The 22,711-nt window shown below is 50.6% G+C and carries 19 protein-coding genes and 1 tRNA gene; 8 read left to right on the plus strand and 12 right to left on the minus strand.

All coding sequences use genetic code 11. The annotated features are described in order from the left end of the window. Positions 1-60 precede the first annotated feature (60 nt). The 3 genes from C5O19_RS10375 to C5O19_RS10385 form a co-directional block, all read right to left on the minus strand. Positions 61-1,251, minus strand: coding sequence for an exo-beta-N-acetylmuramidase NamZ family protein (locus tag C5O19_RS10375; protein ID WP_104714041.1), 1,191 nt, complete (start codon positions 1,249-1,251; stop codon positions 61-63). Between the two features lie 86 nt (positions 1,252-1,337). Next, entirely contained in the window at positions 1,338-2,363 is a 1,026-nt protein-coding gene (locus tag C5O19_RS10380; RefSeq protein WP_104711906.1) for a sensor histidine kinase, read from the minus strand. Positions 2,364-2,421: 58 nt separating this feature from the next. Continuing rightward, entirely contained in the window at positions 2,422-2,991 is a 570-nt protein-coding gene (locus C5O19_RS10385) for a cupin domain-containing protein (protein WP_104711908.1), read from the minus strand. A gap of 35 nt (positions 2,992-3,026) precedes the next feature. On the opposite strand from C5O19_RS10385, the gene C5O19_RS10390 reads away from it, so the two are divergent. Next, the gene (locus tag C5O19_RS10390; protein ID WP_133163342.1) at positions 3,027-3,452 is read left to right on the plus strand and encodes a hypothetical protein; all 426 of its coding nucleotides are present in this window, start codon (positions 3,027-3,029) and stop codon (positions 3,450-3,452) included. Between the two features lie 64 nt (positions 3,453-3,516). Then, positions 3,517-5,022 carry a hypothetical protein gene (locus C5O19_RS10395; RefSeq protein ID WP_133163343.1) on the plus strand — a complete coding sequence of 502 codons (1,506 nt, stop codon included), beginning with the start codon at positions 3,517-3,519 and terminating at the stop codon, positions 5,020-5,022. 3 nt (positions 5,023-5,025) lie between these two features. On the opposite strand, the gene C5O19_RS10400 is transcribed toward C5O19_RS10395, so the two are convergent. The 3 genes from C5O19_RS10400 to C5O19_RS10410 form a co-directional block, all read right to left on the minus strand. Beyond that, positions 5,026-5,925, minus strand: a complete 900-nt coding sequence (locus C5O19_RS10400; protein WP_165795997.1) for an alpha/beta hydrolase — start codon at positions 5,923-5,925, stop codon at positions 5,026-5,028. A 70-nt stretch (positions 5,926-5,995) separates the two neighbouring features. Further along, a complete protein-coding gene (locus C5O19_RS10405; protein ID WP_104714043.1) occupies positions 5,996-6,715 on the minus strand; it encodes a class I SAM-dependent methyltransferase in 720 nt (239 codons plus the stop codon). A gap of 99 nt (positions 6,716-6,814) precedes the next feature. Beyond that, the gene (locus C5O19_RS10410; RefSeq protein WP_104711916.1) at positions 6,815-9,115 is read right to left on the minus strand and encodes a DUF7133 domain-containing protein; all 2,301 of its coding nucleotides are present in this window, start codon (positions 9,113-9,115) and stop codon (positions 6,815-6,817) included. A 295-nt stretch (positions 9,116-9,410) separates the two neighbouring features. On the opposite strand from C5O19_RS10410, the gene C5O19_RS10415 reads away from it, so the two are divergent. From C5O19_RS10415 to C5O19_RS10435, 5 genes are all read left to right on the plus strand, one after another. Beyond that, the gene (locus C5O19_RS10415; RefSeq protein ID WP_104711918.1) at positions 9,411-9,950 is read left to right on the plus strand and encodes an RNA polymerase sigma-70 factor; all 540 of its coding nucleotides are present in this window, start codon (positions 9,411-9,413) and stop codon (positions 9,948-9,950) included. Between the two features lie 84 nt (positions 9,951-10,034). Next, entirely contained in the window at positions 10,035-10,637 is a 603-nt protein-coding gene (locus C5O19_RS10420) for a hypothetical protein (RefSeq protein WP_104711920.1), read from the plus strand. A 102-nt stretch (positions 10,638-10,739) separates the two neighbouring features. Further along, complete coding sequence (locus C5O19_RS10425; protein WP_165795998.1) at positions 10,740-11,864, plus strand: DUF4374 domain-containing protein; 1,125 nt, start codon at positions 10,740-10,742, stop codon at positions 11,862-11,864. Positions 11,865-11,971: 107 nt separating this feature from the next. Continuing rightward, complete coding sequence (locus C5O19_RS10430) at positions 11,972-14,323, plus strand: TonB-dependent receptor (RefSeq protein ID WP_104711924.1); 2,352 nt, start codon at positions 11,972-11,974, stop codon at positions 14,321-14,323. Between the two features lie 29 nt (positions 14,324-14,352). Then, positions 14,353-15,576 carry a DUF4374 domain-containing protein gene (locus tag C5O19_RS10435; protein ID WP_104711926.1) on the plus strand — a complete coding sequence of 408 codons (1,224 nt, stop codon included), beginning with the start codon at positions 14,353-14,355 and terminating at the stop codon, positions 15,574-15,576. Between the two features lie 86 nt (positions 15,577-15,662). On the opposite strand, the gene C5O19_RS10440 is transcribed toward C5O19_RS10435, so the two are convergent. From C5O19_RS10440 to C5O19_RS10455, 4 genes are all read right to left on the minus strand, one after another. Next, positions 15,663-16,622 carry a hypothetical protein gene (locus C5O19_RS10440; protein WP_104711929.1) on the minus strand — a complete coding sequence of 320 codons (960 nt, stop codon included), beginning with the start codon at positions 16,620-16,622 and terminating at the stop codon, positions 15,663-15,665. Between the two features lie 248 nt (positions 16,623-16,870). Then, positions 16,871-18,703 carry a glycoside hydrolase family 15 protein gene (locus C5O19_RS10445; RefSeq protein WP_104711931.1) on the minus strand — a complete coding sequence of 611 codons (1,833 nt, stop codon included), beginning with the start codon at positions 18,701-18,703 and terminating at the stop codon, positions 16,871-16,873. Positions 18,704-18,744: 41 nt separating this feature from the next. Further along, complete coding sequence (locus C5O19_RS10450) at positions 18,745-19,941, minus strand: baeRF7 domain-containing protein (RefSeq protein ID WP_104711933.1); 1,197 nt, start codon at positions 19,939-19,941, stop codon at positions 18,745-18,747. A gap of 106 nt (positions 19,942-20,047) precedes the next feature. After that, a complete protein-coding gene (locus tag C5O19_RS10455) occupies positions 20,048-20,344 on the minus strand; it encodes an HPF/RaiA family ribosome-associated protein (protein WP_104711935.1) in 297 nt (98 codons plus the stop codon). A 479-nt stretch (positions 20,345-20,823) separates the two neighbouring features. Here C5O19_RS10455 and C5O19_RS10460 point away from each other — a divergent pair, with 479 nt between their 5' ends. Then, the gene (locus C5O19_RS10460; RefSeq protein WP_104711937.1) at positions 20,824-21,201 is read left to right on the plus strand and encodes a VOC family protein; all 378 of its coding nucleotides are present in this window, start codon (positions 20,824-20,826) and stop codon (positions 21,199-21,201) included. Positions 21,202-21,492: 291 nt separating this feature from the next. On the opposite strand, the gene C5O19_RS10465 is transcribed toward C5O19_RS10460, so the two are convergent. Together C5O19_RS10465 and C5O19_RS10470 are read right to left on the minus strand one after the other, a co-directional pair. Further along, positions 21,493-21,580, minus strand: a tRNA-Ser gene (locus C5O19_RS10465). Between the two features lie 50 nt (positions 21,581-21,630). Continuing rightward, positions 21,631-22,707, minus strand: coding sequence for an asparaginase (locus tag C5O19_RS10470; protein ID WP_394341784.1), 1,077 nt, complete (start codon positions 22,705-22,707; stop codon positions 21,631-21,633). Between the last annotated feature and the right edge of the window lie 4 nt (positions 22,708-22,711).

Below are 22,711 nucleotides of genomic sequence, written 5' to 3' on the forward strand. Positions count from 1 at the left end.
AGCCTTCCGGAAATCCCCCTAAGAAAAATAGCTACTCAAACTAGGTCTTGAATGAATGCCCTACGGATACAACAAGTACTTTTTCCGCATGGTCTTAAACTGTGAAAGACCCGGCTCCCAGCTCTTTCGAATCTCGGCTTCGCTTTTGCCAGCAATGATTTGCTCCCGCAGTTGTTCGGTCCCCGATAGTTTATCAAACTCGCCAATTTCTTTATGCTGACTTTTATCGAAGAAACGGTCCTTATCCGGATACGCCAGATACATTTCAATGAGCCATTGCAGATTTAGGCGACCGCTTTTGCGTAGTTGCCGGGTATCGTATTTCCGTAAATCCAGTCCGTAACAGTCCTGATTCTCGTGCAAAGGTTCTTCTTTCATCCCTTTAATACTGACGGGCTTGAACGAGAAGGCATACTTGCCTTTCAGGGCCGGAGCACCTAGTACGGTGAAGGGGAAGTACGTACCTCTTCCCTGGCTGATGATGGTTCCCTCAAACCAGCAAATATGCGGATATAATAGAATGGATTGCTGCGTATTCAGATTGGGCGATGGCATCACGGGCAAATCATAGGGCAACTCGTGCCGGTAGTTGGCCACTTTTACAATGTGTAGTTGACAGGTCGCTTTGTTCGTCAACCAGCCTTCTCCATTGATCATCTGGGCAAATTCGGCGATGGTCATGCCGTGGCTGACGGGAATACGGTGCATCCCGATGCCCGAGTGCAGGTGGTCTTCCAAAATGGGACCATCGACGAGGTACCCGTTGGGATTGGGCCGATCCAGAATCACCAGCTCCTTTTTATTTTCCACGCAGGATTCCATCACCCGGTGCAGGGTGTTGATGTACGTGTAAAAGCGGGCTCCTACATCCTGAATATCGTAAACCAGCAGATCGACATCCGTTAAATCCTCGGGTAGCGGTTTCTTGCGTTTGCCGTACAGCGAGAGCACCGGAATTCCCGTTTTGGGATCGCGTTCGTCGCCGACTTTGGCTCCATTACTGGCATTGCCCCGAAAGCCGTGTTCAGGACCGAAAATCTTTACAATCTGTACCCCGCGGCTCACCAGACTATCCACACTGGGCCGGGAGCCAATAATCGAGGTTTGATTCACAACCAGAGCTACCCGTTTTCCTTTCAGATACGGTAGGTATTCATCGATCCGGTCGGCTCCCGTGAGGATAGGTTTGGAAGTTTGAGCCTGGGTATAGAAGCCAAAAAAGAGCCAGAAAAGCAAAATAGTGAGCCGCATAAGTAGGACGTAGATTCGGAGGTGACTGAAATTCGAACCCAAGGTACGGGGAAATTGTGGCCCTACCGATGCGGCTACGTGCATTTTTAGACGGGTATCAGCGGCAGAGCTACGACAAACTGGCCCGCCTCCTGTCGCACGGAAGGCTGAGCCTGTCCGAGCATCTGGTACTTCCGAACGATATTCGTCAGCCCCACCCCATTGGAAGGAAGCCGTTGTTTTTTCGGTTGCAGGTTGTTTCGGACGTAGAGATTGGCCAGCTCATCCGTGTGGATTTCTACGCGTAGGGGCTGGCTGCCCAGTACCACATTGTGCTTGACGGCGTTTTCCACCAGTAGCTGAAGCGTCAGGGGTGGCAACTGATACCGCCGGTACTGCGGGTCGATCTGGCTCACCAATTGAAAGCCCGCCCCGTGCCGGGTGCGTAACAAATGAGCATAGGAGCGGATAAATTCCAGCTCCGTATGCAAATCCGTCAGATCCTGCTCGTTGGCCCGTAACACGTAACGGTACACGGAACTCAGCTCCTGAGCGAAGGTTTCGGCCTGAACCGGATTTTCGCCGATCAGGGCAATCAGCGAATTGAGACTATTGAACAGAAAATGCGGATTGACCTGTTGTTTGAGCACATCCATCTGCTGCTGCATGTTCAACTCTTTCAGTACCACTTCCCGACGGGTACTTTCCCGGAGCTGATTATACGTAAAAATGGATTCGTGACAACCCGCCGACGTAACGTTCGTAACAAAACCTATCATCAATACCCAGGGAATCTTATCGGGATTGTATAGATATCCCAGTTGGTCGTATACCCAGAAGACGCCGAGAATAACCGACATCATCACCGCCACGTAGCCCAGCATGGAATACAGTAATCGCTGCCCGAACTCATCCGGGGCTCCGTAGCAAAACCGCATGAATTTCATCCAGAGCGTAAGGGTAACGAATACAACCAGTCCCCAGCCATTGGCAATCAGCGTGGTACTCACGAACAAGGAACGATGCTGAAAGTACGTCGCCCCAAAGATAATGTAATTGGCAATGATCAGAGCCGGGTAATTGAGTAGATAAATCAGAAAGTCGTAGCGGTCAAACCGTGCCCACTGTTTCATGAAATCCAATGTTCAGCGAATGAAAAGGGTACCGAAAAGCACTAAAAGCAATCGGCTTTCACCAGATTTTCAGATACCTACGCTGTAACTCAGCAGCAATGCCTTTCTTGATCGCCTGCTGGCCGAGGTAATTCAGTACGGGTTGCAGTACGCTCATCCAGCCCGTCAGGCACGTTCCGCTAATCATGAAGGCGTACGCTAGTTCATAGGGATTTTTGGGCATTCCCTGGGCATTGGCTTTGCCATCACAGGCCAGGCCGTAGGTAATCTGCAACGTTTGCTCGAAGCCCGGAAAACCCGGGGCAATGCGACAGCGAAACCGGCAGGGTTCGCTCGTCCGGTTGAAAAAGCGGTGGCGACTCATTGCCGGGGCCATCGCCGATTCGCCCGGTTTGAGGTACAGCATCTGCTTACCCAGTTGAATACCCAGTTCGCCTTCCAGACAGGTAAACTCTTCGGAAAACGCCCGGTGGAAGTGCAGCGGATTGCCTCCCCCCGCCGACAGCGTCACTTCGACCAGCGTATGTTGGCCCTGACTTTCCAGACTGGTTTCCAGAAAAACTACTTCATCTTTCAGCATGGGATTACGAATGGTACGGGAAGCCGCAGTACTAGTTTTGACTGACATATCGAGAATAGATTGAAGGTTGAATAATGCGACTTGTGTATCAAATCGACGGTTCAAAATTGCCGCGAATCGGAGGGGTTTACTACGTCAAAAGAACTGAAATGGGATTTGTCCGTACTGAATTGAGCAGAAGACGGTATGCGTATTTTCTAGACGAAGTACGAGCACCAACGATTTGTAACCGCCGCCGTTCAGAGCATCACGAGCAGGGATGGATCATGAATAGATCCGAGTTTCAGGGATGTGGCCTGCCGCTGGAGACAGGTTTGCTTTACCTGATCTTTAAAGGAGGAACAGAAGAATCCTATCTAACCGTGTTCACTACTGAAATTGTTTTAACCGACATTCGTGGAAGCAGGACTATTCCTTCAAAATCCGGCAAAACAGGAAGACCGATGAACAAATCAGCCAAAGAAGAATCATTTTTGCGGGACTTTTGGAAGGCTATTTTTCCGTTCTGATTTTCCTTTTCCGTAACCAAAACGCTAAATCCGGCGTTTTTTCAGTTTAGTAGATATGCTTCTAATGAAAAACTACCTTTTCATGGCCCTGGCCTTGACGATGGCATTAGCCGCCTGGTTTTGGCTGGACCGCCCCGAAGGATCGCCTCGCCTGCTTTCCGGAACATCGACGACTACGCTGGCTTCGCCCAAGGAAATCAATCGGCTTACGCTCACGGCCCCGGCCGGACGAGCGGCCCTTAACCAGATTCCCACCTATCAGCTACCCAAGGGAGCGATCAATACGATCTCAACTGATTTTGATTTCAACGTACAGGCTGAACAGGTAAAGAAAGGAGCGATCAACTACGTGCATCTGACGATGCTAGCCGATTTGCACGGCGGTTTTCATCATCCCCAGTGGAATCAGCGGGGTATACAGCCTGGTCGGCTTAAGCCTATTCTGGCGGCGTACAATCTTCCGAAAACAACGGGCGTCTACCGCATGATGTACTCAAATGTCTTTCCGGGTAACTGGATGGATTCGCCGCAAGTTGCCCAACGGTATCAGGAAGTGTATAACGCAGTGAGAGGGTACGCCATCGACTTGCCCATGGAAGTAGGCTGGGGCGATCATCCGATCCTGCTCGACTTGGATCTGGAAGAAGGCCCATATACGTACCTTGGTGTCAAAACCCTCTGCCGGGCCATTCGGGAAGTCAAAGACAAATACCCTAACGTTTCGTTCCAGGTGTACTGTTCTTCGCACAATTCGCTCTGTAATGAAGCCGGCGGCTCGGAGCAGAACCCGAGCGGGAAGCTGGCTAATATGCAGCGGTACCTGATGTTTAAAGAAGCGGGTGTTACGGTTTTTCCGGGTACGCTACCCTATTTTCATTTACCGTATTATTTCTGGAACGATCCCTCGCACGAACCCAGCGTCATCGGGCCAGGAAAACTGTACGCTTCCCAGGCGGATTATGCCAGCAAAAGCCTTCACCCGATTCAGAAAAAACTGGAATGGACGGATGCGTATTTCCAGACTCTGCCCGCGGGCCATCGTCCGCAGAACATCGAATGGATCATGTCCGTGTACGAAGGTGGCAACGATGGCACCGGAGCCTGGCCCGCCGTTGGTAGCTGGATTCTGGAAAGTATGTCGCTGTGGGGGTACGTCACGGGTTCGTATCGCTACGGGGGCGGGTTGTACAACTGGACGGACAGCCGCAAGCGTACCATCGGTCAGGACTACATCGAAGCGGGCAAGTGGCGATCGTTCCAGTTCAATCGCTTCTGGAATGACCCCAATACGCAATACAACCTGTTACTGGAATTCTCGATCGACAACGGTAAAACCTGGCAAACCGACAAGCGGCCCGGTACGCAAATCCTGGCCGAAAATCAGGATCCTCGCCCCTATATCCGGGGTGCTCTCTCCAAGGGCGAACTGCTCGTCGTAGCCACCGCCGGACAACCCACTCACTTGGGTACAGGCAGCCAGTCCGTGCTGGTTCGTTATCAGGGCACTCAGTTTCCGATGACGCTCAAAAGTCAGACGGTACACGCGGCCACCGTCTCGATCGACGACTAGTTCTCAGCGATTCAGGAAGTTACGCACCGTACGTTCCCAACGATCGGTTTCGTGGCGGCAAAACGACTGATGTCCTGATTCCTGGTAAATCACCAGTTGCTTCTGGCTTGAAGCCAGGTTACGGAAAATCCGATCCGTTTCATCCCGCGATACCCGGGGATCACTACGGCCCCATTGGAGCAATACGGGCATCGTTAATTTTCGGGCATATTCGGCGGGCTGGTACTCCCAGGCTTTCAGATTACGTTCCAGTCCGCCGTAAAAGAGCAACAAATTCGCCAGCGGCTGTTCGGGCAAATGTAGGGAACGCAGGCGACCTCTCACGGCATCTTCCAGGGAAGCAAAGGGGCACTCCACAATCACTTTCGTCGGCTGTAGATTAAACTCCGGGATGGCTTTCAGAATCGTAGCGGCTCCCATCGACATCCCCCAAAGGATGATCCGTCGTTCGCCTTTGGCCCGTACCCAATCATAGACCGTTTTGACATCCTTGGTTTCGTGGTAGCCGATCGTACACACGTTCCCATCCGACTGTCCGTGAGCCCGGAAATCAAACAGAGCAACGGCGTATCCCAGCTGCCGAAAGTAAGTCGCCTCGGCAAGTACCCGGGATTTCGCGGAACCATGTCCGTGCCAGAGAATCACCGTTCCTTTCGAGGCTTCTTCCGCTGGAGCGTACCAACCCACCAGCGTTTGATTGCGTTCGTTTTTGAGTCGAATGGTCTGGTACGGCCAATCGGGCGTTTCGTTGACCGACCGTTTGGGAATACGAAAACCAAAGAGAGCCTGCGAAAGCTTTTCGCCCGTCGTCATTTGCTCGGGACGGCGAAACTGGGCTTCGTGAGCTTCGTAAAAATACGTAAACCGATAGGCATGAAAAGCCATCAGAACGTTAACAATCAAAAAAATAACTAGTATAAATCCACCCAGCCATCGTAGAAGCCGGAACTTAAACCGTTTTATTGTCATGCACTTACCGGAGTGGCTTCTGCCATTCCATCATCATAAAATAAGGTACGCGGCTATAATGCTCTACTTTCGCCGGATCGCCACCGTAGGGCCTGGGCTCGGAAAAATGCCGTAGCTGTAAGCCCTGTTCGAGTAGCAGGGTCATGTAGGTACTCAGCGGTCGGTGGTAGTTCTGAATGTGAATGCCCCGCCAGCTCACCCAGGCGGCCCGTTCCTCCAGGTAACGGTCGATTCCATACTTAAGTTGTCCCATCGGGTCGGGTATCCAGCTTGTTTCGACACCTGCCGTATTAAAGCTGGTCAGGTTGGCGATCAGCAGGCTTCCGCCGGGCATCAGAACGCGACTCATCTCCGCAATAGCCCGTCGAATATCGGGAATATCAATCAGCGTTAAATAACTTACGACCAGATCAAACGAGGCGTCTGGAAACGGTAGTGCTTCGGCTTTGCCCAAGTGATATTTGCCCGCCGGATCGCGATGCCTAGCTTCTTTCAGTAAGGTTTCAGTTGGATCAATGCCTACCGTTTGAATTCCGATTTCCTGCATCATCCTGCAAAAACGCCCTTCGCCACAACCCACATCCAAAGCCCGTCGAAAGGGCCGAACCCGATCGAGCATCGGCCGATCCAATACGTACTGACGACCATAATCGCCGGTTTCTCCCATGTCGGCAATCCAGGCTGCCGCGGAAGCTTCCCAGCCGTTGGTTTCTTCGATATTCATATACTCCATTAATTACCAAGTTGAACAATGGCTTTAAATGCCTACGTCCCTTCACTACCAAAACGTAGTAAAGGGACGTAGGGTTTAATTACCAAGGGATTATTGCTGACCCTGTAATTCTTTAATTGTGAATGCTTTTTCGCGTTTCACCAGGCTTTTCCGTACCTGATTTACTTCACCAGTCGTCACCCCTTCGGCATTGTTTTGCCAGGATTTCCGAATGAAACTCAATAGCTCAGCCACATCGCCACTCGATAGCGAAGGATCATACCCAATACCGGGCATATCGGCATTGATTTCGGGTGCCGTGTACAAGTGATTGTTCACCGATACGGGTCCAGTCAGACCATACAGTACAATGGAAATCAGATGATCTTTCCGGCCCGTAACCCACTCCGATTTGTTGAGCGGGGGAGCCAGCGAAGCCACGCCGTTCCCGTCTTTTCCGTGACAGGTCTGGCAAATAGTATTGAAAAGGTTTGCTCCCTTCGGATACTGTCGGGCTAGCAGGGCCGGATCGCGGTTGGTACGGGTGCTGGCGGCATTCTTCAGGGCCACTTTCAGGCTACGATATACGGCCAGATTGGAATCCGGTAAACTCGCTCGGAGTCGATTCTGAAATTCCGCTTCCTGATTTGCCAGTGTACTCACCACGGCCGCTGCTAGGTAACGATCCCGGGGCCGTTTTTGTAAAATCTTTTCCGCCAATGCATCGGCGGCCGTAGCGTTAAAGCGACGCAGAGAGCCGCTCAAAAAAGCCAGGTACGGGTAGGCCAGCGTATCGTTCGTTCTTTTTTCCAGCTCGACCGCGTAGAGTTGCCAGTTGCTGGCTGATAGTTGCGAAGGAATCACGCCTAATCCCTGCCGACGAATCGGCCAGGAAGAATCCCGCAGGCAAAGCAGTACGTCCTGCGTCGACAAGGCTCCTAACCCTTCCAGCGTCCACAGGGCGTGCACCCGAGCCAGTTCCTGCGACCCTTCCGTCAGGAGTTGTCGCAGCCGGGGGACCATCGTCGTGTATTTGCCATCGATCAGGGCTTGCTGAGCATAATCCCGTAACCAGCCGTTCGGACTTTCCAATAAAGCTACTAGTTGCTCGGGTTGCTGCGGCAAGGGCCTTTGGGCGGCTGTGTACGGCTTTTGTTTGGAAACGATGCGATAAATCCGGCCGCAATTCAAGGGTTGCGTAAGTTGCCGTTTGGCAATCTGTCCTTTCAGATACGTAGTCAGGTAGGTTTTGTGCTGAATGATACCCCGGTACATGTCGATCAGGTACAGGGCTCCGTCCGGACCGTTGTTCAGACTTACCGGCCGGAAGCGTTCGTCCGTACTGGCTAAAAATTCACGTTTTTGATACGCCTGTTTGGCCACTAGAACATTCCCCTGCTCCTGCACCAGATTCCGTTTCACTAAATTGGCCGAAGGTTCGGCGACGAATACGTTGGAAGCATACGCGGCCGGAAATTGTTCGCCCCGGTACACGACGGGTCCGCAGGCTGCCGTGAAACTACGGAGTCGCAAACTATCGTCGAGCGTTTCTTTCATGTACCCCCGGTTTACGCCCGGCGTCGCGTGTAGCGGGTACACCCGGTTATCGGTGGTGATGTTGGTATTAAAGCCTGCTACGTCGTTGCGTTGATTGGCGTTTCCGGCTCCAAAACCCGGCAAGTAATAATCAGCAATGACATTCTGGGAGTTATGATTATAGTACAAACGCCCCGTATTATCCTGAGCTATACCCCACTGACCCCGATAATGCGTCTTTTCAATGAGCCACTTTTCGCCGACTTTGCGATACCGCTTGTCCGATTTGGCATTGTAAATCCAGTTATCCAATGCTCGTACCAACCCATTGGCCTGATGTTCGACGTTCCCCCCCTTGGCATACGTTGAATCTACGAGGGTTTTCTTCCCCGGTTTATCATTTTTGATTTCGTAATGCCACAGGTACGGCGGCTCGGCTACGAGGATGCCATTTTCGATGAAACAGATGGCCCGGGGCAAAATGAGCGAATCCAGAAACACCTTTTTGCGATCCGCCTGACCATCCTGATTGGTATCTTCGAGAATGACAATTTTACCGGTGGGAGCCTCTTCATTCGAACCCAGCGTATCGTTCATGTACCCTGGCATTTCCACCACCCAGATGCGTCCTTTAGGGTCGAAGCTCAGAGCAACCGGAGCTTCAACAAGGGGTTCAGCCGCTACCAGCTGTACCTCAAATCCATCCTCGATGGTCATGTATTTCAGGGCTTCCTGAGCGGACACCACCGCTACTGCATCGGTACGGACGTTTTTTTCTTCAGCGGTCTGGGTCTGTGCCGCTGGGGGCTGACTGGTTTTGCAATACCATAAGATGCTGGCCAGCAGGAGGAGTATGAGGGGGACTTTTAATTTCATAGCAAGGTCTAGAGTATAGGCATATTCTAGATAATGACCCATAAAATTAACGCATTCCCGTATTTCTTTCCTACGGGAGTTTCAAGTATTCTCTGCAACAGCGGTGGATAATCCATTTTTTCACGGATAAAGCTGGTTTTGCTTCGTCCCTGAGGGTTCATTAGGGGAAGCTTTTCCCGCCTACTGCCCCGCCTTCGCCTTTGCCCCTACATTATTAACCTGCATACTATTTGGAATCATTATAAATAAAACTCTATATTTGCCCCATCCTGTTCAGAAGCGAATCGATTGCCCTATGTCTACTCTGTCCTCGGCTTCAAGCCCTACGCGAATTACTGAAGATTCCTTTAAGGAAATCTATCAGTTATATTGGCGAAAGGTATATACGGTCTGTTACCATTCCATTGGCGATCCGGAACTGGTGAAGGAGATGGTACAGGATATTTTCAAATCGCTTTGGGAGCGAAAAAATGAACTAGAGATTACGCAGTCCGTTGAAAAATACTTGGTCCGCTCGGCCAAACTGAAGGTATTTGAACACTTTCGCAACGAAAAAATCCACGAGCAACATCTCCAGCACTTAGGTTCCCGGCAGGTACAGGCCCAGAATTATACCGAGCATGAAGTATTGGCCCAGAGTTTGTCAGAACGGCTCGCTTCCCTCATCGAACGCCTCCCCTCCCAGTGCCAGCGGGTATTTCGGATGAGCCGCGAACAGGGTCTCACCAATAAAGAAATTGCCTCTCATCTTCTGATCTCGGAACGGGCCGTAGAGCACCACATCTCCAAAGCACTCTTTTCCCTGAAAACGAACTTACCCGAATACGCCCTCTGATTTTTTCATCCGACTGGTACTGCGGTAAGACCTTCGATATGCTACTTTTACCGAAAAGAACCCTGGCTTTCGCTAAAAGCTATCATGAAGGTTACGAAGGAACTCCTTGAAAAATACCACCGTGGACACTGCACGCCCGAGGAAAACACAGCCGTAGAAAACTGGCTGCTGGACGACTCGGACATGGATGATTCGTTCCCCGCTTTCGTGGACGAAGCAGCCATCCAGCAGGAAATGTGGGCGGAAATTCAGCAGGAGTTACCTTCGTCGAAACCGCGTCGGCTTTCCCGGTGGTCGCTGCCCGGCTCCGTCGCCACCGCGTGCTTGGTCGTACTGGGTCTGGGCTGGTTGCTGTATCGCCCGCACACGCCCGCTACCGCTCCGTCACAGGAAATTTCTGCCCGGGACTATACCCTGGCGGCGGGTCCCGAGAGCAAGGTTCAGGTCACGAAGGCGGGCATCATTAACTTCTGCGGACGGTTAGAAATTCAGCCCAAAAAAGACGTGCAACTTTCGTTTATCGAGCAATCACCCGAGCGTTTTTCCTTCCAGAAAGGGGAAACGTACTTTGCTTTTCATACCTGTCAGAAAGCCGATCACGAAAAGATATTGGTCATTAAAGAAAAATCGCTCCAGAGCCTTCCGCCCGTCGCCAAACGGCAATTGATGGATGAATGGGGTATTTGAAGTAGCTGTATGCACCTGAAGTTTTTACTTGTTTTCTGGAGTCTGCTTGGTCTAATCGGCTGTCAACAATCCCACCCGGAAGGAACGTACGGAATTTATGTCATGAGGTCCGGAGATGCCCGGGAATACATCGTACGTACGGATCAGTTGGATTCCGGCCGTATTGATCCTATCAGCAAAGGCGTTCCGGTCCCGATTCCCCAGTTTTGGGCGGAGCTAATCGAACGGGATGGGAATTTTTACCACATGAACCGAAAGAGCGGCTACCTGGTCCGCCATCGGCTGATTGATCAGCACTTTACGGCTCAGGATTCCGTAGCACTACCCGATGTTTCTTTCATTGAAAACTATAGCTGGCCCAAGCCGGATTCGCTTTTCCTGATTTCGTACAATCGTAAAATTTCCAAATTGCAGTACGCCCGCGTCGATGTCCGTACGATGCAGGCCCAAACGGGAAAATTACCCCTGCCCCTACCTTTTGGGCCTTATAATTCCATGTCGGTGGGGTTCAGTCACTTTCGGGGTTCCGAGCTCTTCGTTGGCTATACGTATCACACGGTATCCGGTCGCCCTGGTCAGTATACCACCAGCGATACACTTTACGTGACTACGCTGGCGTATCCTTCAATGCGACTCATCCGTACACAGAAAGACACGAAATCGACGTATCCGGGAAGCGTCAATACGGAGCAGCCCAGTACGTTCGCTGACGAAAAGGGAGATTTTTATTTTCTGGCCTGTCCGGGCTTTGCGTTAGGCAATCACCCCCAGAAACCAACGGCTATCTACCGGATCAAAGCGGGCGAAGCGACCCTGGACTCTACGTACTTTTTCAATATTTCAGTCTCCGCTATTCACAATCACGCGTATGGGCTCTGGTACATTGGAAAAGGTCAGGCGATCGTCCGGAGTGAACGACGGGAGCTTTTTAAAACCATGGAAGACCATTATCAGGTACCACATCTGGAATTTTACGTGGTAGACCTGAATCAAAAAACGACCCGTAAACTGGCTTTACCCCTGGACAAAGGCAGTGCCCGTAGCTGCGTACTCGTGGATCGGGGTTTGGTGTATATTTCTGTCAATGCCGGGCCCGACAATAATTACATCTGGGTCTATAATCCAAACGATCAGAGCCTGAGAAAAGGGCTGAAAATCGAAGGCTCCGTGGATTATCTCTTACGGCTCGAAAAACTGAAGGAAGCGTCCGGCCAAACGTCTGACTAAGGCTGCCGCGTTTCACGGACCGCATTTTATTTCTTTCCCAGCTTCGGTATAGTCGGGTTTATGCAACTAGGAGATGAGAAGGCGTTGTTTCCCCTTCTCGTTTCCCCATGCAAGCGTCTATTTCTACCTCTTTTTTCCTTCTTTTCTTCCTAACTCTCCGGTCGTTGGCCCAGACTGGACCGACCGTTTCGGGTACGGTTCATTCCGAAGACAAGCTGCCCCTCGTGGGGATCAGCATCCGCGTAAAAGGCTCTTCCCTCGGTACCACGACGGATACGACGGGGGCCTTTCAGCTTCGGGTAAACCGGACGGAATTACTGACGATTACGGCTTCGGGGGTGGGTTTTCTGCCCCAATCCAAGGAAGTTCGGGCCGGACAATCCGTTACGTTCATTCTCAAAGCCGATTCCCGCACGATGAACGAAGTTGTCGTAACGGGCAAGACCGAGAACCAGCAGGTCAAGGAACAGGCCTTCGCCGTCAACGCCATCGAAACCCGCCTATTTGCCAATACCAACGTGGATATGAACCAGGTACTCAACCGCACAACGGGCGTTCGGGTACGCGAGCAGGGCGGTCTGGGTTCGGATTTCAACTTCTCAATCAATGGTTTATCGGGGAAGGCTGTCCGGTTTTTCATTGACGGTATTCCGCTGGAAGTCATGGGCAGTTCGCTCACGCTGAATACTATTCCCGTCAATCTGGCCGAGCGTATCGAAGTATACAAAGGCGTCGTGCCGGTATCGCTGGGCTCGGATGCGATGGGCGGGGCCGTGAACCTCATCACGAATCAGCAGATCCGTAACTACCTAGATGCCAGCTACAGTTACAGCTCCTTCAACACGCATCGGGCGGCTCTTACGGGCCAGTACATTCACCCCCGAACGGGCCTCACGCTACGGGCCAATGCCTTCTACAATTACTCCAACAACAATTACATCATGCGGGGCATCGAAATATGGGATGCTGATCGGGAAGTCTACGTCAAGAAAGACCTTCGTCGTTTTCACGATACATTTCAGTCGGCGATGGGACAGCTCGAAGTGGGGGTGAACAATAAAAAGTGGGCCGACGTCTTCTTTGTGGGAGCTTCGTATAATACGTCGGCTCAGGATATTCAGACGGGCACCCGGCAGGAGGTCGTATACGGAGCAGCGACCCGCCACGGCGATGCCTGGAATACGTCGGTTCGGTACCGAAAAAACAACTTTCTGGTCCAGGGTTTGGATGTAAACGCCTTTCTGTCACGTTCCGTGGATAATTACGTAGTGGTCGATACGGCGGGTTATCAATACGCCTGGGACGGTTCGCGGGTGAAAACCAATCAGGCGGAAATTGGCTATGGCCGCTCCCTGAATCGGGTGATCCGACCCAAAACCTTTGGCCGGGTCAATGCGAGTTATGCCCTGACGGATCAGCATTCAATCAACGTCAACTACACCTTCGATCACGTTAAAAACAAAATGTATAACGAGTTAGTGGAGGAAGGAGACGCCAGTCCGGGTATACTCGGGAAACACCTGCTGGGACTCGCCTATCAACAAAATCTGCTTGATCAGCGGTGGATGACGACGTATTTCGGCAAATATTATGGCATGTCCATTGCTCAAGATCGGGCCTTGGATACATCCGGCGAAACGTCCAGCGTACAGGATTTCATTCACCGGCTGGGCTACGGTATTGCCTCGCGGTTCCGGATTTCGGAATCAATCGGCGTGAAAGCTTCGTACGAACGCTCGTACCGCCTGCAGGAAGTGGGTGAAATGTTCGGCAATGGCTACACGATCATTGCCAATCTGGATCTGAAGCCGGAGGCCAGTCATAACGTGAACGTAGGAGCTTTCCTGAATAAACGCGTACAGAAACACCACTTTTTTGCCGAAGCCTCCTGGTTTTTCCGCGATGCCAGCGATTTCATTTACGCCGTTGTCTATCAATCCAACCGGGCCGTAAGCCGCTATGCCAATACGTCCAAAGTACGCGTGAACGGACTGGAAGCCGAGTTTCGCTACGATTACGATCACCTGCTGAGTATTATGGTGAATGGCAGCTACCAGAACGCCATCAACACGACCAAATACGCACCGGGCTCCACGGGTACGCCCGAGGCTACGTACCTCAACAAAATTCCTAATCAGCCCTGGGCCTTCGGTAATGCGGACATCAGCATCGGGAAAAACAATTTACTGGGCAAAAACACCCGACTTCAACTGAACTGGGGGGCTCAGTACGTCCACTGGTTTTACCTGAGCTGGGAAGCCTTCGGTACCAAGGCCAGCCTCAACCGGATTCCGACCCAGTTCATCCAGAACGCCTCCCTCACCTACTCCCGCGAAAACGGGAAGTACAACATTTCCTTCGAGAGCCGGAATCTGGCAAACGCTCTGGCCTACGACAATTTCCGGCTGCAGAAACCGGGTCGGGCCTTTGGGGTGAAGCTCCGCTATTTCATTCAATAACTCCTTTCGTTCCTAATCCATTTTTACGTATGCGTTTGTTTCACAAAACTCTTTCGTCCCTTTTGTTGCTGACGGCCCTGGCGTGTTTCCAATCCTGTAGCAAAGACAGTCCCGCTGAAGAGCCCGCTAACGATCAGGCTCCCGACTACGCCGTGTGGCTTCAGGTGGGTAGCTGGCCCAATACCTTCCAGTACGTGGTCGGCACCAATTCCCTCCAAACGGGCGTGCTTAGCCTGTCCGGAAATGGCGTGGAAGTGACGGGCAAGGCCGATTACGGCATCATTCCCCACGGTGGCTTTTACTATTACCCCAGTACCAGTTCGAACAATGGGAAATTTTCAAAATTCAAGTTTGAAAACAATCAGCTGACGGCCGTGAAGGAAGTGCCCTACACCTATCAGAAAAACGTTAGTAGCTACACCTGGGTGGATGACAATACGCTGGTGCTGATTGGCGTAAACGGCGACAGCAACAAGATTTTATACTCGGTAGTCAATGCTACGACGCTGGCGATTACCAACGGCGAACTGAGCGTACCCGCCAGCCCAACCGGGTATCCGTACCTGAGCATTGGTACGACGGAGTACACCAAGGGCAAACTGTTTGTAGGATTTATGTATACAGGCAACTGGCCCGCGGCCTACCGCCAGGTTAATGTAGGCGTATTCGATTATCCGGCCATGACGCTTTCTAAAGTGGTACAGGATGACAAAACCACTGGAGCCGGCGGGATCAGCATGTGGGAACCAGCTTCGTTCGTGACCAGCAGTGGTGATCTGTATCACCTGGCTACGCCGGGTTCCTCGCGAAGCAGTATGAAACTGCCCTCGGTGTTGTACCGTATTAAAAGCGGTACGACCGAGTTTGATGCCAGTTATAAAATCAATCTGAGTGATGCATTAGGCGGCTCGGTATTTGCGATGTGGAATATCGGCAATGGTGAAGCCGTCGTGAAGTACGAAGATCCCAAGATCGCAGCCAGTGGTTCACAATCCAGCCATATCTACGGTTTTGCTATCGTCAATCTGAGTACTGGAGCGGTGACGAAAAAGCTCACCGATATTCCCTACGACAACTCCGAAACACTCGAAAGCGTAACCATTGACAACGGCAAAGCCTATATCCTTTCCAACGCCGAAACGGGGAAGGATTACGTGTGGGAATACGATCCGGCCACCGGTAAAACCACCCCCGGGCTGGAACTCCAGGGCGGGTATAACTATATGCTACGGGTAGACAAACTTAAAAACTAAGTCTTCTCTTTAGTTAAGATAAGATAAATACCGAAAAGGTCCCGTATAACTCATGTATACGGGACCTTTTCAGTTTCAATACGCTTCTATTTTAACTCCTTAAGCCACACTTGAGCGAAATCCCGGACGGCCATTGCGGGCTCCTGTCCCATCCGGAATACCGTTTTCCAGGCACTGGATTTACTGCGGTAGTCGGGATTTTCGAACTCCAGTCGAGAGCCCTTTTTGATGAGTTTGGCATTAAAGTCTACACTTTCGATGAGGGCAATACATTCCCGCAACCGTTCCTTCAGAGCAAGCTTCGGATTGGCGTTAGCTTTATATTCAGCGAGGCGTTTCTGATAGTCAGCGGCTTTCTCCTTTGCTTCTTGCTCATCTTCCACCATTCGGGCATTTCCTTCCTTGATTTGCTGGTTCATCCATTGGGTATAGTAGGCTAGGTACTGTTTCTTAAATTCTGCGGGATTGGTAATCGCCTGTAACTTTTTAAGCTGGGTCAGCTCGGCGGCCCCTTTGGTTTTCGTCTCTCCTTCAGCTCCGTTCAATCCTTCTACTAGGCCTTCAATCTGGGTTTTCAATAGCATCCGTAACATCGAAGGTTCCATTTGAGCCATCGCCTGCGTCGATTGACGAACCATCTCATCGTACGATCCGCCCAGTGCCTCCGACTGTTCGCTCATCTGCTGACGAGCGTTTTGATCCGACTGAAGCCGTCGTGTTTGATCCGTACTCACGTCATACTTTTCCTGCATATACTGATCGTATCGTTTGCGGAAATCTTCCGTTTCCGTATAGGCCCGTACTACCCGCCCCAGGGCTTTTACCGCCTCCACTTTAGCGGGAGCCGACAGGGCTTTCGCCCACTGCTTGCCTTCATAGGGTACGTAGGGTACATTCAGCCCATCGGCTGTGACGGCATCTATACTAATTTCCTGAATATTTTCAGTTTTTAACCGTAGATCGGCGAGGATGTCGGCCGTACGGGCGGCCATCCAGAAACCCGTGGTAGCCAGCAAAAGGGTTAAAGCAAAACGTTTTTGTATCATGGTTGATCAGTTGAAGATTCCTGATTGAGATGATACAAAATTGTTCGGCGTTTAACTCTCTTACTACCCAATCTGGCTGACTTGTGCTTTTGACTTCTTCGGTTGAGGAAAGTACGTCGTGAACCGGCTTGGCCTCCTGCCATAAAAAGATCCGGGTCTTCCCTTCATGAACGTTTCCATGAAGGGAAGACCCGGATCGGAGAAGCGTAGGAACTATCTAGAACTCACCCTGGCAAGGCTATACCGCCTTAGCCATTTTTGCGGGTCAGCTTTTTATCGAGTTCCAAAGCGGCACTGATGAGGCCCAGGTGCGTGAAGGCCTGCGGGAAGTTGCCCAGGTGTTCGCCTTTCTTACTGATTTGTTCAGCAAATAATCCCAGGTGGTTGCCGTACCCCAGCATTTTCTCGAAATTCTCAACGGCTTCATCCAGTCGACCAGCCTTAGCCAGACATTCCACGTACCAGAATGAACACATGGTAAATGTACCTTCTTCACCCTCTAAGCCATCGATTCCGGAGACCTCGTTATCGTAGCGATACACCAGTACATCTAGTCGCAAATGCTGGTTGACGGCTTCCAGCGTGGAGATCCACCGGGGCTCGTCGGGCGTAATGAAGTGCACCAACGGCATCAGCAATACGCTGGCATCCACGGTTTCGGCTACTTTATCTCCATCCTTGAACTGTACCCAACACTGCAGTTTTTCATTCCAGAAGTTATGGTAAATGTCCTGGTAGATTTCATCGCGTACCTGTACCCATTCCTGCTGCGGGAAGGGGAACGATCGGTGAACCCCGATTTTGATGGCCCGGTCCATGGCCACCCAGCACATCAGGCGAGAGTGCAGAAATTCGTGCTCTTCGTTCCGGATTTCCCAGATGCCATGATCAGGTTCCCGCCAGCGTTCCATTACGATTTTGACTTCCTTGCAGATGATTTCCCACAATTCGTACGTAATCGGCTGGTGGTAATTATTAAAGATGTAAATCGTATCCAGGAGTTCACCGTAGATGTCCAGTTGCAACTGACTATTGGCTTCGTTTCCGATGCGAACGGGGGCCGACTGCTTGTAGCCTTCCAGGTGCGTCAGTTCGATTTCTTCCATGTCGGCCGTACCATCCACCTTGTACAGCAAGTGCAGATCGCGATTTTTATCCTGTTCGATGATCCAACGCAGAAAATCAGCGGCTTCCTGTTTGAAGCCCAGTTTCAGAAAAGCGTACATGGTAAAGGCCGCGTCCCGAATCCAAGTAAAGCGATAATCCCAGTTCCGGTCGCCGCCCAGTTCCTCCGGTAAGCCAAAGGTTGCCGCCGCTACTACCGAGCCAAACTCTACAGAAGTGAGCAATTTCAGCGTAATCGCCGACCGACAGATCATTTCCTTCCAGCGGCCTTTGTAGGTCGTTTGGTTGACCCACTTACGCCAGAAATTAATCGTATCGAAATACGTTTTTTCCGCATAAAAAGCCAGATCGGCGAGGTCTTTTTCTTTACCTGCATCAATGGATTCCAGGACGATCAACGCCCGTTCCGATTCCTTCAGTTCAAACTCGGCGTAGGCATCTCCATCGCGTACCTCCAATGGAAAACTGGCCTGTAAACGAAGTTCGGTTTTGGTACCGTCGTCCGCTTTAAAATACAACGCCTCCCCTTTGGGCTCGACGGAATGCTTTTCGCGGGCATAATCAAACCGCGGCTGCATCTTCATTTTGAACTTGATGGTCCCCCGCACCGCCTTGATCTTACGAACGACGGCGTTATAACTCCGTTCGGATTCATTTCGGACGGGCATATAATCCGTTATCTCGGCGATTCCTTCTTCCGAAAAAAAGCGGGTAATCAGCACGGCCGTCTCGGGCAGATACAGCTGTTTGTGCTGCACCTCCTTCATCTGAGGCTCTACCGAAAAATGGCCTCCCTTCTGGTGATCCAGAATACGGGCAAAGACACTCGGGGAATCGAATCGGGGAAAGCATAAGAAATCAATCGAACCATCCATGCCGACCAAGGCGGTCGTTTTCATGTTGCCGATGATTCCATAATTTTCAATGGGTTTATAGTTTTGGGGCGATTGTCGCATAACGTATCGGGTTAACTCTGATTGTTTGTTTTTGAAGTGATTTAAAGGGTACTCTCGGTTTCCTGGTCGACTTCCGTCAGGGGATAGCGGAACATACCCGCGAGCATGGAATCGGTAGCTGGCATTTCATCTTTCTCGACCAGATACACTTTCCCACCGTACGCGATGGTCTTTTGAGCGGCTTCATTGATTAGTGAATAACTGTTGCGGCTCGGCGATTCCTCTACGGTAAGGCTAAACTTTTCCGCGTCGTACGTTCCCCATAATTCTTCCTGGGCCTGAACGAATAGGGTATCGACCCCACCACTGAGAGCAGTTAGGATCACGGTATCCACATCATCCCCACCCTGTCCTTTCGCGGCAAAAAGCCCGTAATCCTCTTTTCGATCGAGACGGTCCTGTACGAATTGAGGTTCCATCAGTTGCCAGGCCTCGGTCGACAGTGTTAGGGTATCGTCTTCCGAATAACTGCCCGTTAAATACGGCTCGACCACGTGGATATAGTTGCTGGCCTGTTTGTACAGCGGAATCAAATAATCGACCCCTGCCAGTAGCAGTGGCAAGGGATTCTGGTTCAAAATCGTTTCAATGTCCGTACTCAACCGATGGTAATACTGGAGAATCTCTGCTTTCCGGGCTTCGCTTGACCCGCTTCCCTGGCCATGAAACATGGCTCCCGCTTCGCCAATGCCACTGCGGTGTTGCAGGGCTTTCTGATTATCCGCGTCTTCGATTTCTTCGGTGTAAGAAGCCGAAACGGAGTCAGGCAGAGGAATTTGATCAATGGTAGAACGGGTCATCTCAAACAGGCTTACCTGTTTCAGATTTAATACCAGCAGATAGAAGTGTCCGTCGTCGTTTAGCTCGGGAATGAGCGGTAACAGGTAGGGCCGCTGGTTTACCCGACAAATGGGCGATTCGATGGACAAGGGTAGTTTGTAGAACACACTTTCGCCATCAAATATGAAGTACGCTAGCAGGTCTGAACTGTACTTCCAGAATTCCTGATCGTCCAGTAACTGAAAGCCTTCCGCCAAAAATGAATCGGCATCTGATTCTGACATTTCATGGACTTCCAGCAGTTGATTCCGGGCTTCAGTCAACGCGTTTTTGAAGTGAATTTTACTTGATTGGTGCCCATCGGTTGAAATCTTTTCCGTCGGCGTATAAAGGGAGACGCAAAGAGTTGCTTCTTTTTGAGCTAAAGCATTGAAATGATCTACATTAAATCGGGTCATAAGCTTTCTGTTTTGAAGAGTGTATTAGTGAGAAGTTTTCGTGTACGCATAGGTCATCCTGCATCTGTCGAAAACAGACGTTTGAATAGACCTCAAAGAAGTAGGCTTAGTCTACAAACTGACGGCGTAGTTTTTCTCCCGCGTCCCGAAGGCTACTATGCCAAGAAGCCGAGTTGGCTTCCGCGAACAGATCTTTACCCGGTACGCCCAGACGCCAGCGTACCACTTTATTGCTTTCCGGGTTGCGGCCATCCTCACTGAAGTAGAAGTCAGCCGCTACGATATCCTGCCGAAAACGCATGAGGCGTCGCAGTTCGTTTTCAACCTGAGATACAAGCTCGGGAGACTCCTTGAATCCCACCGTTTGCAAGTCAATTTTGATGCCATCCACACTGTGTTCCATGATTCTTTTGTTTTAGGGTTATTAGAAAATTCTAACGACCTGTACCTTAAAATCCGAGTGTACCAGGCGGTCAAACCGGTACGTCGACCAAAATTAATTCACTGTTAATCAGCTACTTGACACCTTAAATTTACGGGTCACTGATTAGATACTTATACTTAAAAAAACCATGCGGGCTTCTTTTACGTATCAATACTCCACGAATGAAGCAGTGCTTTTATTTAACAAGACGATGAAGTCTGTGCATGCCTAAGGTTTTATTCATCTTTCGCGACAAGTGGAAGGGAAGATAGAGTCTTACCGGAGTCGGGTAGCTGATTTCCCCTAGGCAGCGTGGCAAGTAGAGAACCGTCGGGCAAGAAGCGATGAATTGAAAGGTTAGCCATTCATCAAACACAATTCCTAGTTCACGAAAACATATACTATTTTCAGTCGCGTAATCCAGCGTAGTATAACAGACCTTTTAAACACAGAAACGTATGAAACGAGTGACGGGCTTTGGCGGTATCTTTTTTAAAACGAAAGACCCTCAAGCGACGCGGACCTGGTATAATCAACATTTGGGCTTTAACACAGATGAGTACGGGGCAACCTTTGCATGGCGGGACAGTCAGGACCCTACGCAAGAAGGAGTTACTACCTGGAGCCCTTTTCCTGAGCATACGTCTTATTTCGATCCATCTCCGAAGGAATTCATGCTGAATTTTCGGGTTGCTAATCTGGAAGAGTTACTCGTTCTTCTTCGGCAAGAAGGGGTGGAAGTGATCGGAGAAATGCAGGTATATGAATACGGTAAATTTGGTTGGATCCTAGACCCTGAAGGAAACAAAATTGAACTTTGGGAGCCTACCCCCTAAAAAACTAAGCTAAATCCTTCTCATTCAAGCACCTGTACTTACGGTAAACTTAGGAGGTCATAGTAGAAGGAGCTGTCGCTTGGCTACTCTTTAGGGGAAGCATTGTTCGCTTTACTCTAATCCATAAGATTCGGGTTTCTCCCTCACTATTAATGGTACAGATCTGTGCCTATCTCTGTATAACAGGCTAAAAATCAAACTCATACATCCCAGCTTACTTTTCAGTATATGCTTAACAAGGCCCCAGAAAAGTAAAAAGCCTGACCATCTATCTGATAGTCAGGCTTTTAGCAGAGGGGAAGGGATTCGAACCCTCGATACCCTTGAGAGGTATACACACTTTCCAGGCGTGCTCCTTCAACCACTCGGACACCCCTCTGTTTGTTTGGGGTCGCAAGATACAAACAAAAAAGAGCCAAAAGCAAGCGTTTAGCTTAATTCTCCCCGTAAAGATTCCGTCAATTTTTGACGAATCATCGCGGAATCGTTGCCATACTGCCCCAGCAGGAACATCAGTTTGGTTACTGCCGCCTCAGATGTCAGGTCCGCTCCGCTGACTAAACCCATCTCATTGAGGTACTTACTGGTTTGGTACCGTCCCTGTAATACCCGTCCTCCCGTACATTGCGACACGTTCAGCAAGATCAGACCGCGATCGGTCGCTTTTTCCAGCGTTTCCAAAAACCAGGGAGCCGTGGGGGCATTTCCCGCTCCGTAGGTTTCGAGCACCACTCCCTTTAATCCTTCAATCGAGAAAATACTGTTCATCACGGAAGGTGAAATTCCCGGAAAGAGTTTTAAAATCACCACGTTCGCATCCAGCGTTTCGTGTACAGAAAAGGGCTTTGTAGAATCGTAGGCACGAATGTAAGGTCGATTGTAATCAATGGTCACGCCCGCTTCAGCCAGATACGGATAGTTTTCCGACTGAAACGCATTAAACTGACTACTTTCCTGTTTGCGGGCCCGATTACCCCGTAACAGGTACGAATGAAAATAAATGGCTACTTCGGGCACCATGGGTCGCTGCTGCTCATCGCGGGCGGCGGCAATTTCCAGGGCCGTGATGAAGTTTTCAACGGCATCGGTACGGGCAGCTCCAATGGGCAATTGGGCCCCGGTGAGAATCACGGGTTTATTCAGATTCTCGAACAAAAAGCTCAGTGCCGAAGCCGTATACGCCATGGTATCCGTTCCGTGTACAATCACAAAGCTGTCGTACTGTTCGTAATGCTCGCCGATAATCCGACTGATTTCCAGCCAGTTATTAGGCACCATGTTCGAAGAATCGAGCAGTTCGTCCAGCACGAGTACGGAAATGGAAAACCGCAGGCGAGCCAATTCCGGAATGCGTTCCAGAATCTGTTCGAAATTAAAGGGCACCAGCGTTTCCAGCCGACGGTCGTAGACCATGCCAAAGGTTCCGCCGGTGTAAATAACCAGTACGGAAAGCGGTGAGGAAGCCGAAGCTGCCGTATCTAATTTGATGATTTTCAAGGAAGTAATTGTT

This window comes from Siphonobacter curvatus (assembly GCF_002943425.1).
Classification (GTDB): Bacteria; Bacteroidota; Bacteroidia; order Cytophagales; family Spirosomataceae; genus Siphonobacter; species Siphonobacter curvatus.

What these genes read in the sequence shown, in the direction of transcription:
- C5O19_RS10375 (WP_104714041.1), bottom strand. Translation starts at nt 1,251, where the DNA reads ATGCGGCTCACTATTTTGCTTTTCTGGCTCTTTTTTGGCTTCTATACC.
- C5O19_RS10380 (WP_104711906.1), bottom strand. Translation starts at nt 2,363, where the DNA reads ATGAAACAGTGGGCACGGTTTGACCGCTACGACTTTCTGATTTATCTA.
- C5O19_RS10385 (WP_104711908.1), bottom strand. Translation starts at nt 2,991, where the DNA reads ATGTCAGTCAAAACTAGTACTGCGGCTTCCCGTACCATTCGTAATCCC.
- C5O19_RS10395 (WP_133163343.1), top strand. Translation starts at nt 3,517, where the DNA reads ATGAAAAACTACCTTTTCATGGCCCTGGCCTTGACGATGGCATTAGCC.
- C5O19_RS10405 (WP_104714043.1), bottom strand. Translation starts at nt 6,715, where the DNA reads ATGAATATCGAAGAAACCAACGGCTGGGAAGCTTCCGCGGCAGCCTGG.
- C5O19_RS10410 (WP_104711916.1), bottom strand. Translation starts at nt 9,115, where the DNA reads ATGAAATTAAAAGTCCCCCTCATACTCCTCCTGCTGGCCAGCATCTTA.
- C5O19_RS10415 (WP_104711918.1), top strand. Translation starts at nt 9,411, where the DNA reads ATGTCTACTCTGTCCTCGGCTTCAAGCCCTACGCGAATTACTGAAGAT.
- C5O19_RS10420 (WP_104711920.1), top strand. Translation starts at nt 10,035, where the DNA reads ATGAAGGTTACGAAGGAACTCCTTGAAAAATACCACCGTGGACACTGC.
- C5O19_RS10425 (WP_165795998.1), top strand. Translation starts at nt 10,740, where the DNA reads ATGAGGTCCGGAGATGCCCGGGAATACATCGTACGTACGGATCAGTTG.
- C5O19_RS10430 (WP_104711924.1), top strand. Translation starts at nt 11,972, where the DNA reads ATGCAAGCGTCTATTTCTACCTCTTTTTTCCTTCTTTTCTTCCTAACT.
- C5O19_RS10435 (WP_104711926.1), top strand. Translation starts at nt 14,353, where the DNA reads ATGCGTTTGTTTCACAAAACTCTTTCGTCCCTTTTGTTGCTGACGGCC.
- C5O19_RS10440 (WP_104711929.1), bottom strand. Translation starts at nt 16,622, where the DNA reads ATGATACAAAAACGTTTTGCTTTAACCCTTTTGCTGGCTACCACGGGT.
- C5O19_RS10445 (WP_104711931.1), bottom strand. Translation starts at nt 18,703, where the DNA reads ATGCGACAATCGCCCCAAAACTATAAACCCATTGAAAATTATGGAATC.
- C5O19_RS10450 (WP_104711933.1), bottom strand. Translation starts at nt 19,941, where the DNA reads ATGACCCGATTTAATGTAGATCATTTCAATGCTTTAGCTCAAAAAGAA.
- C5O19_RS10455 (WP_104711935.1), bottom strand. Translation starts at nt 20,344, where the DNA reads ATGGAACACAGTGTGGATGGCATCAAAATTGACTTGCAAACGGTGGGA.
- C5O19_RS10460 (WP_104711937.1), top strand. Translation starts at nt 20,824, where the DNA reads ATGAAACGAGTGACGGGCTTTGGCGGTATCTTTTTTAAAACGAAAGAC.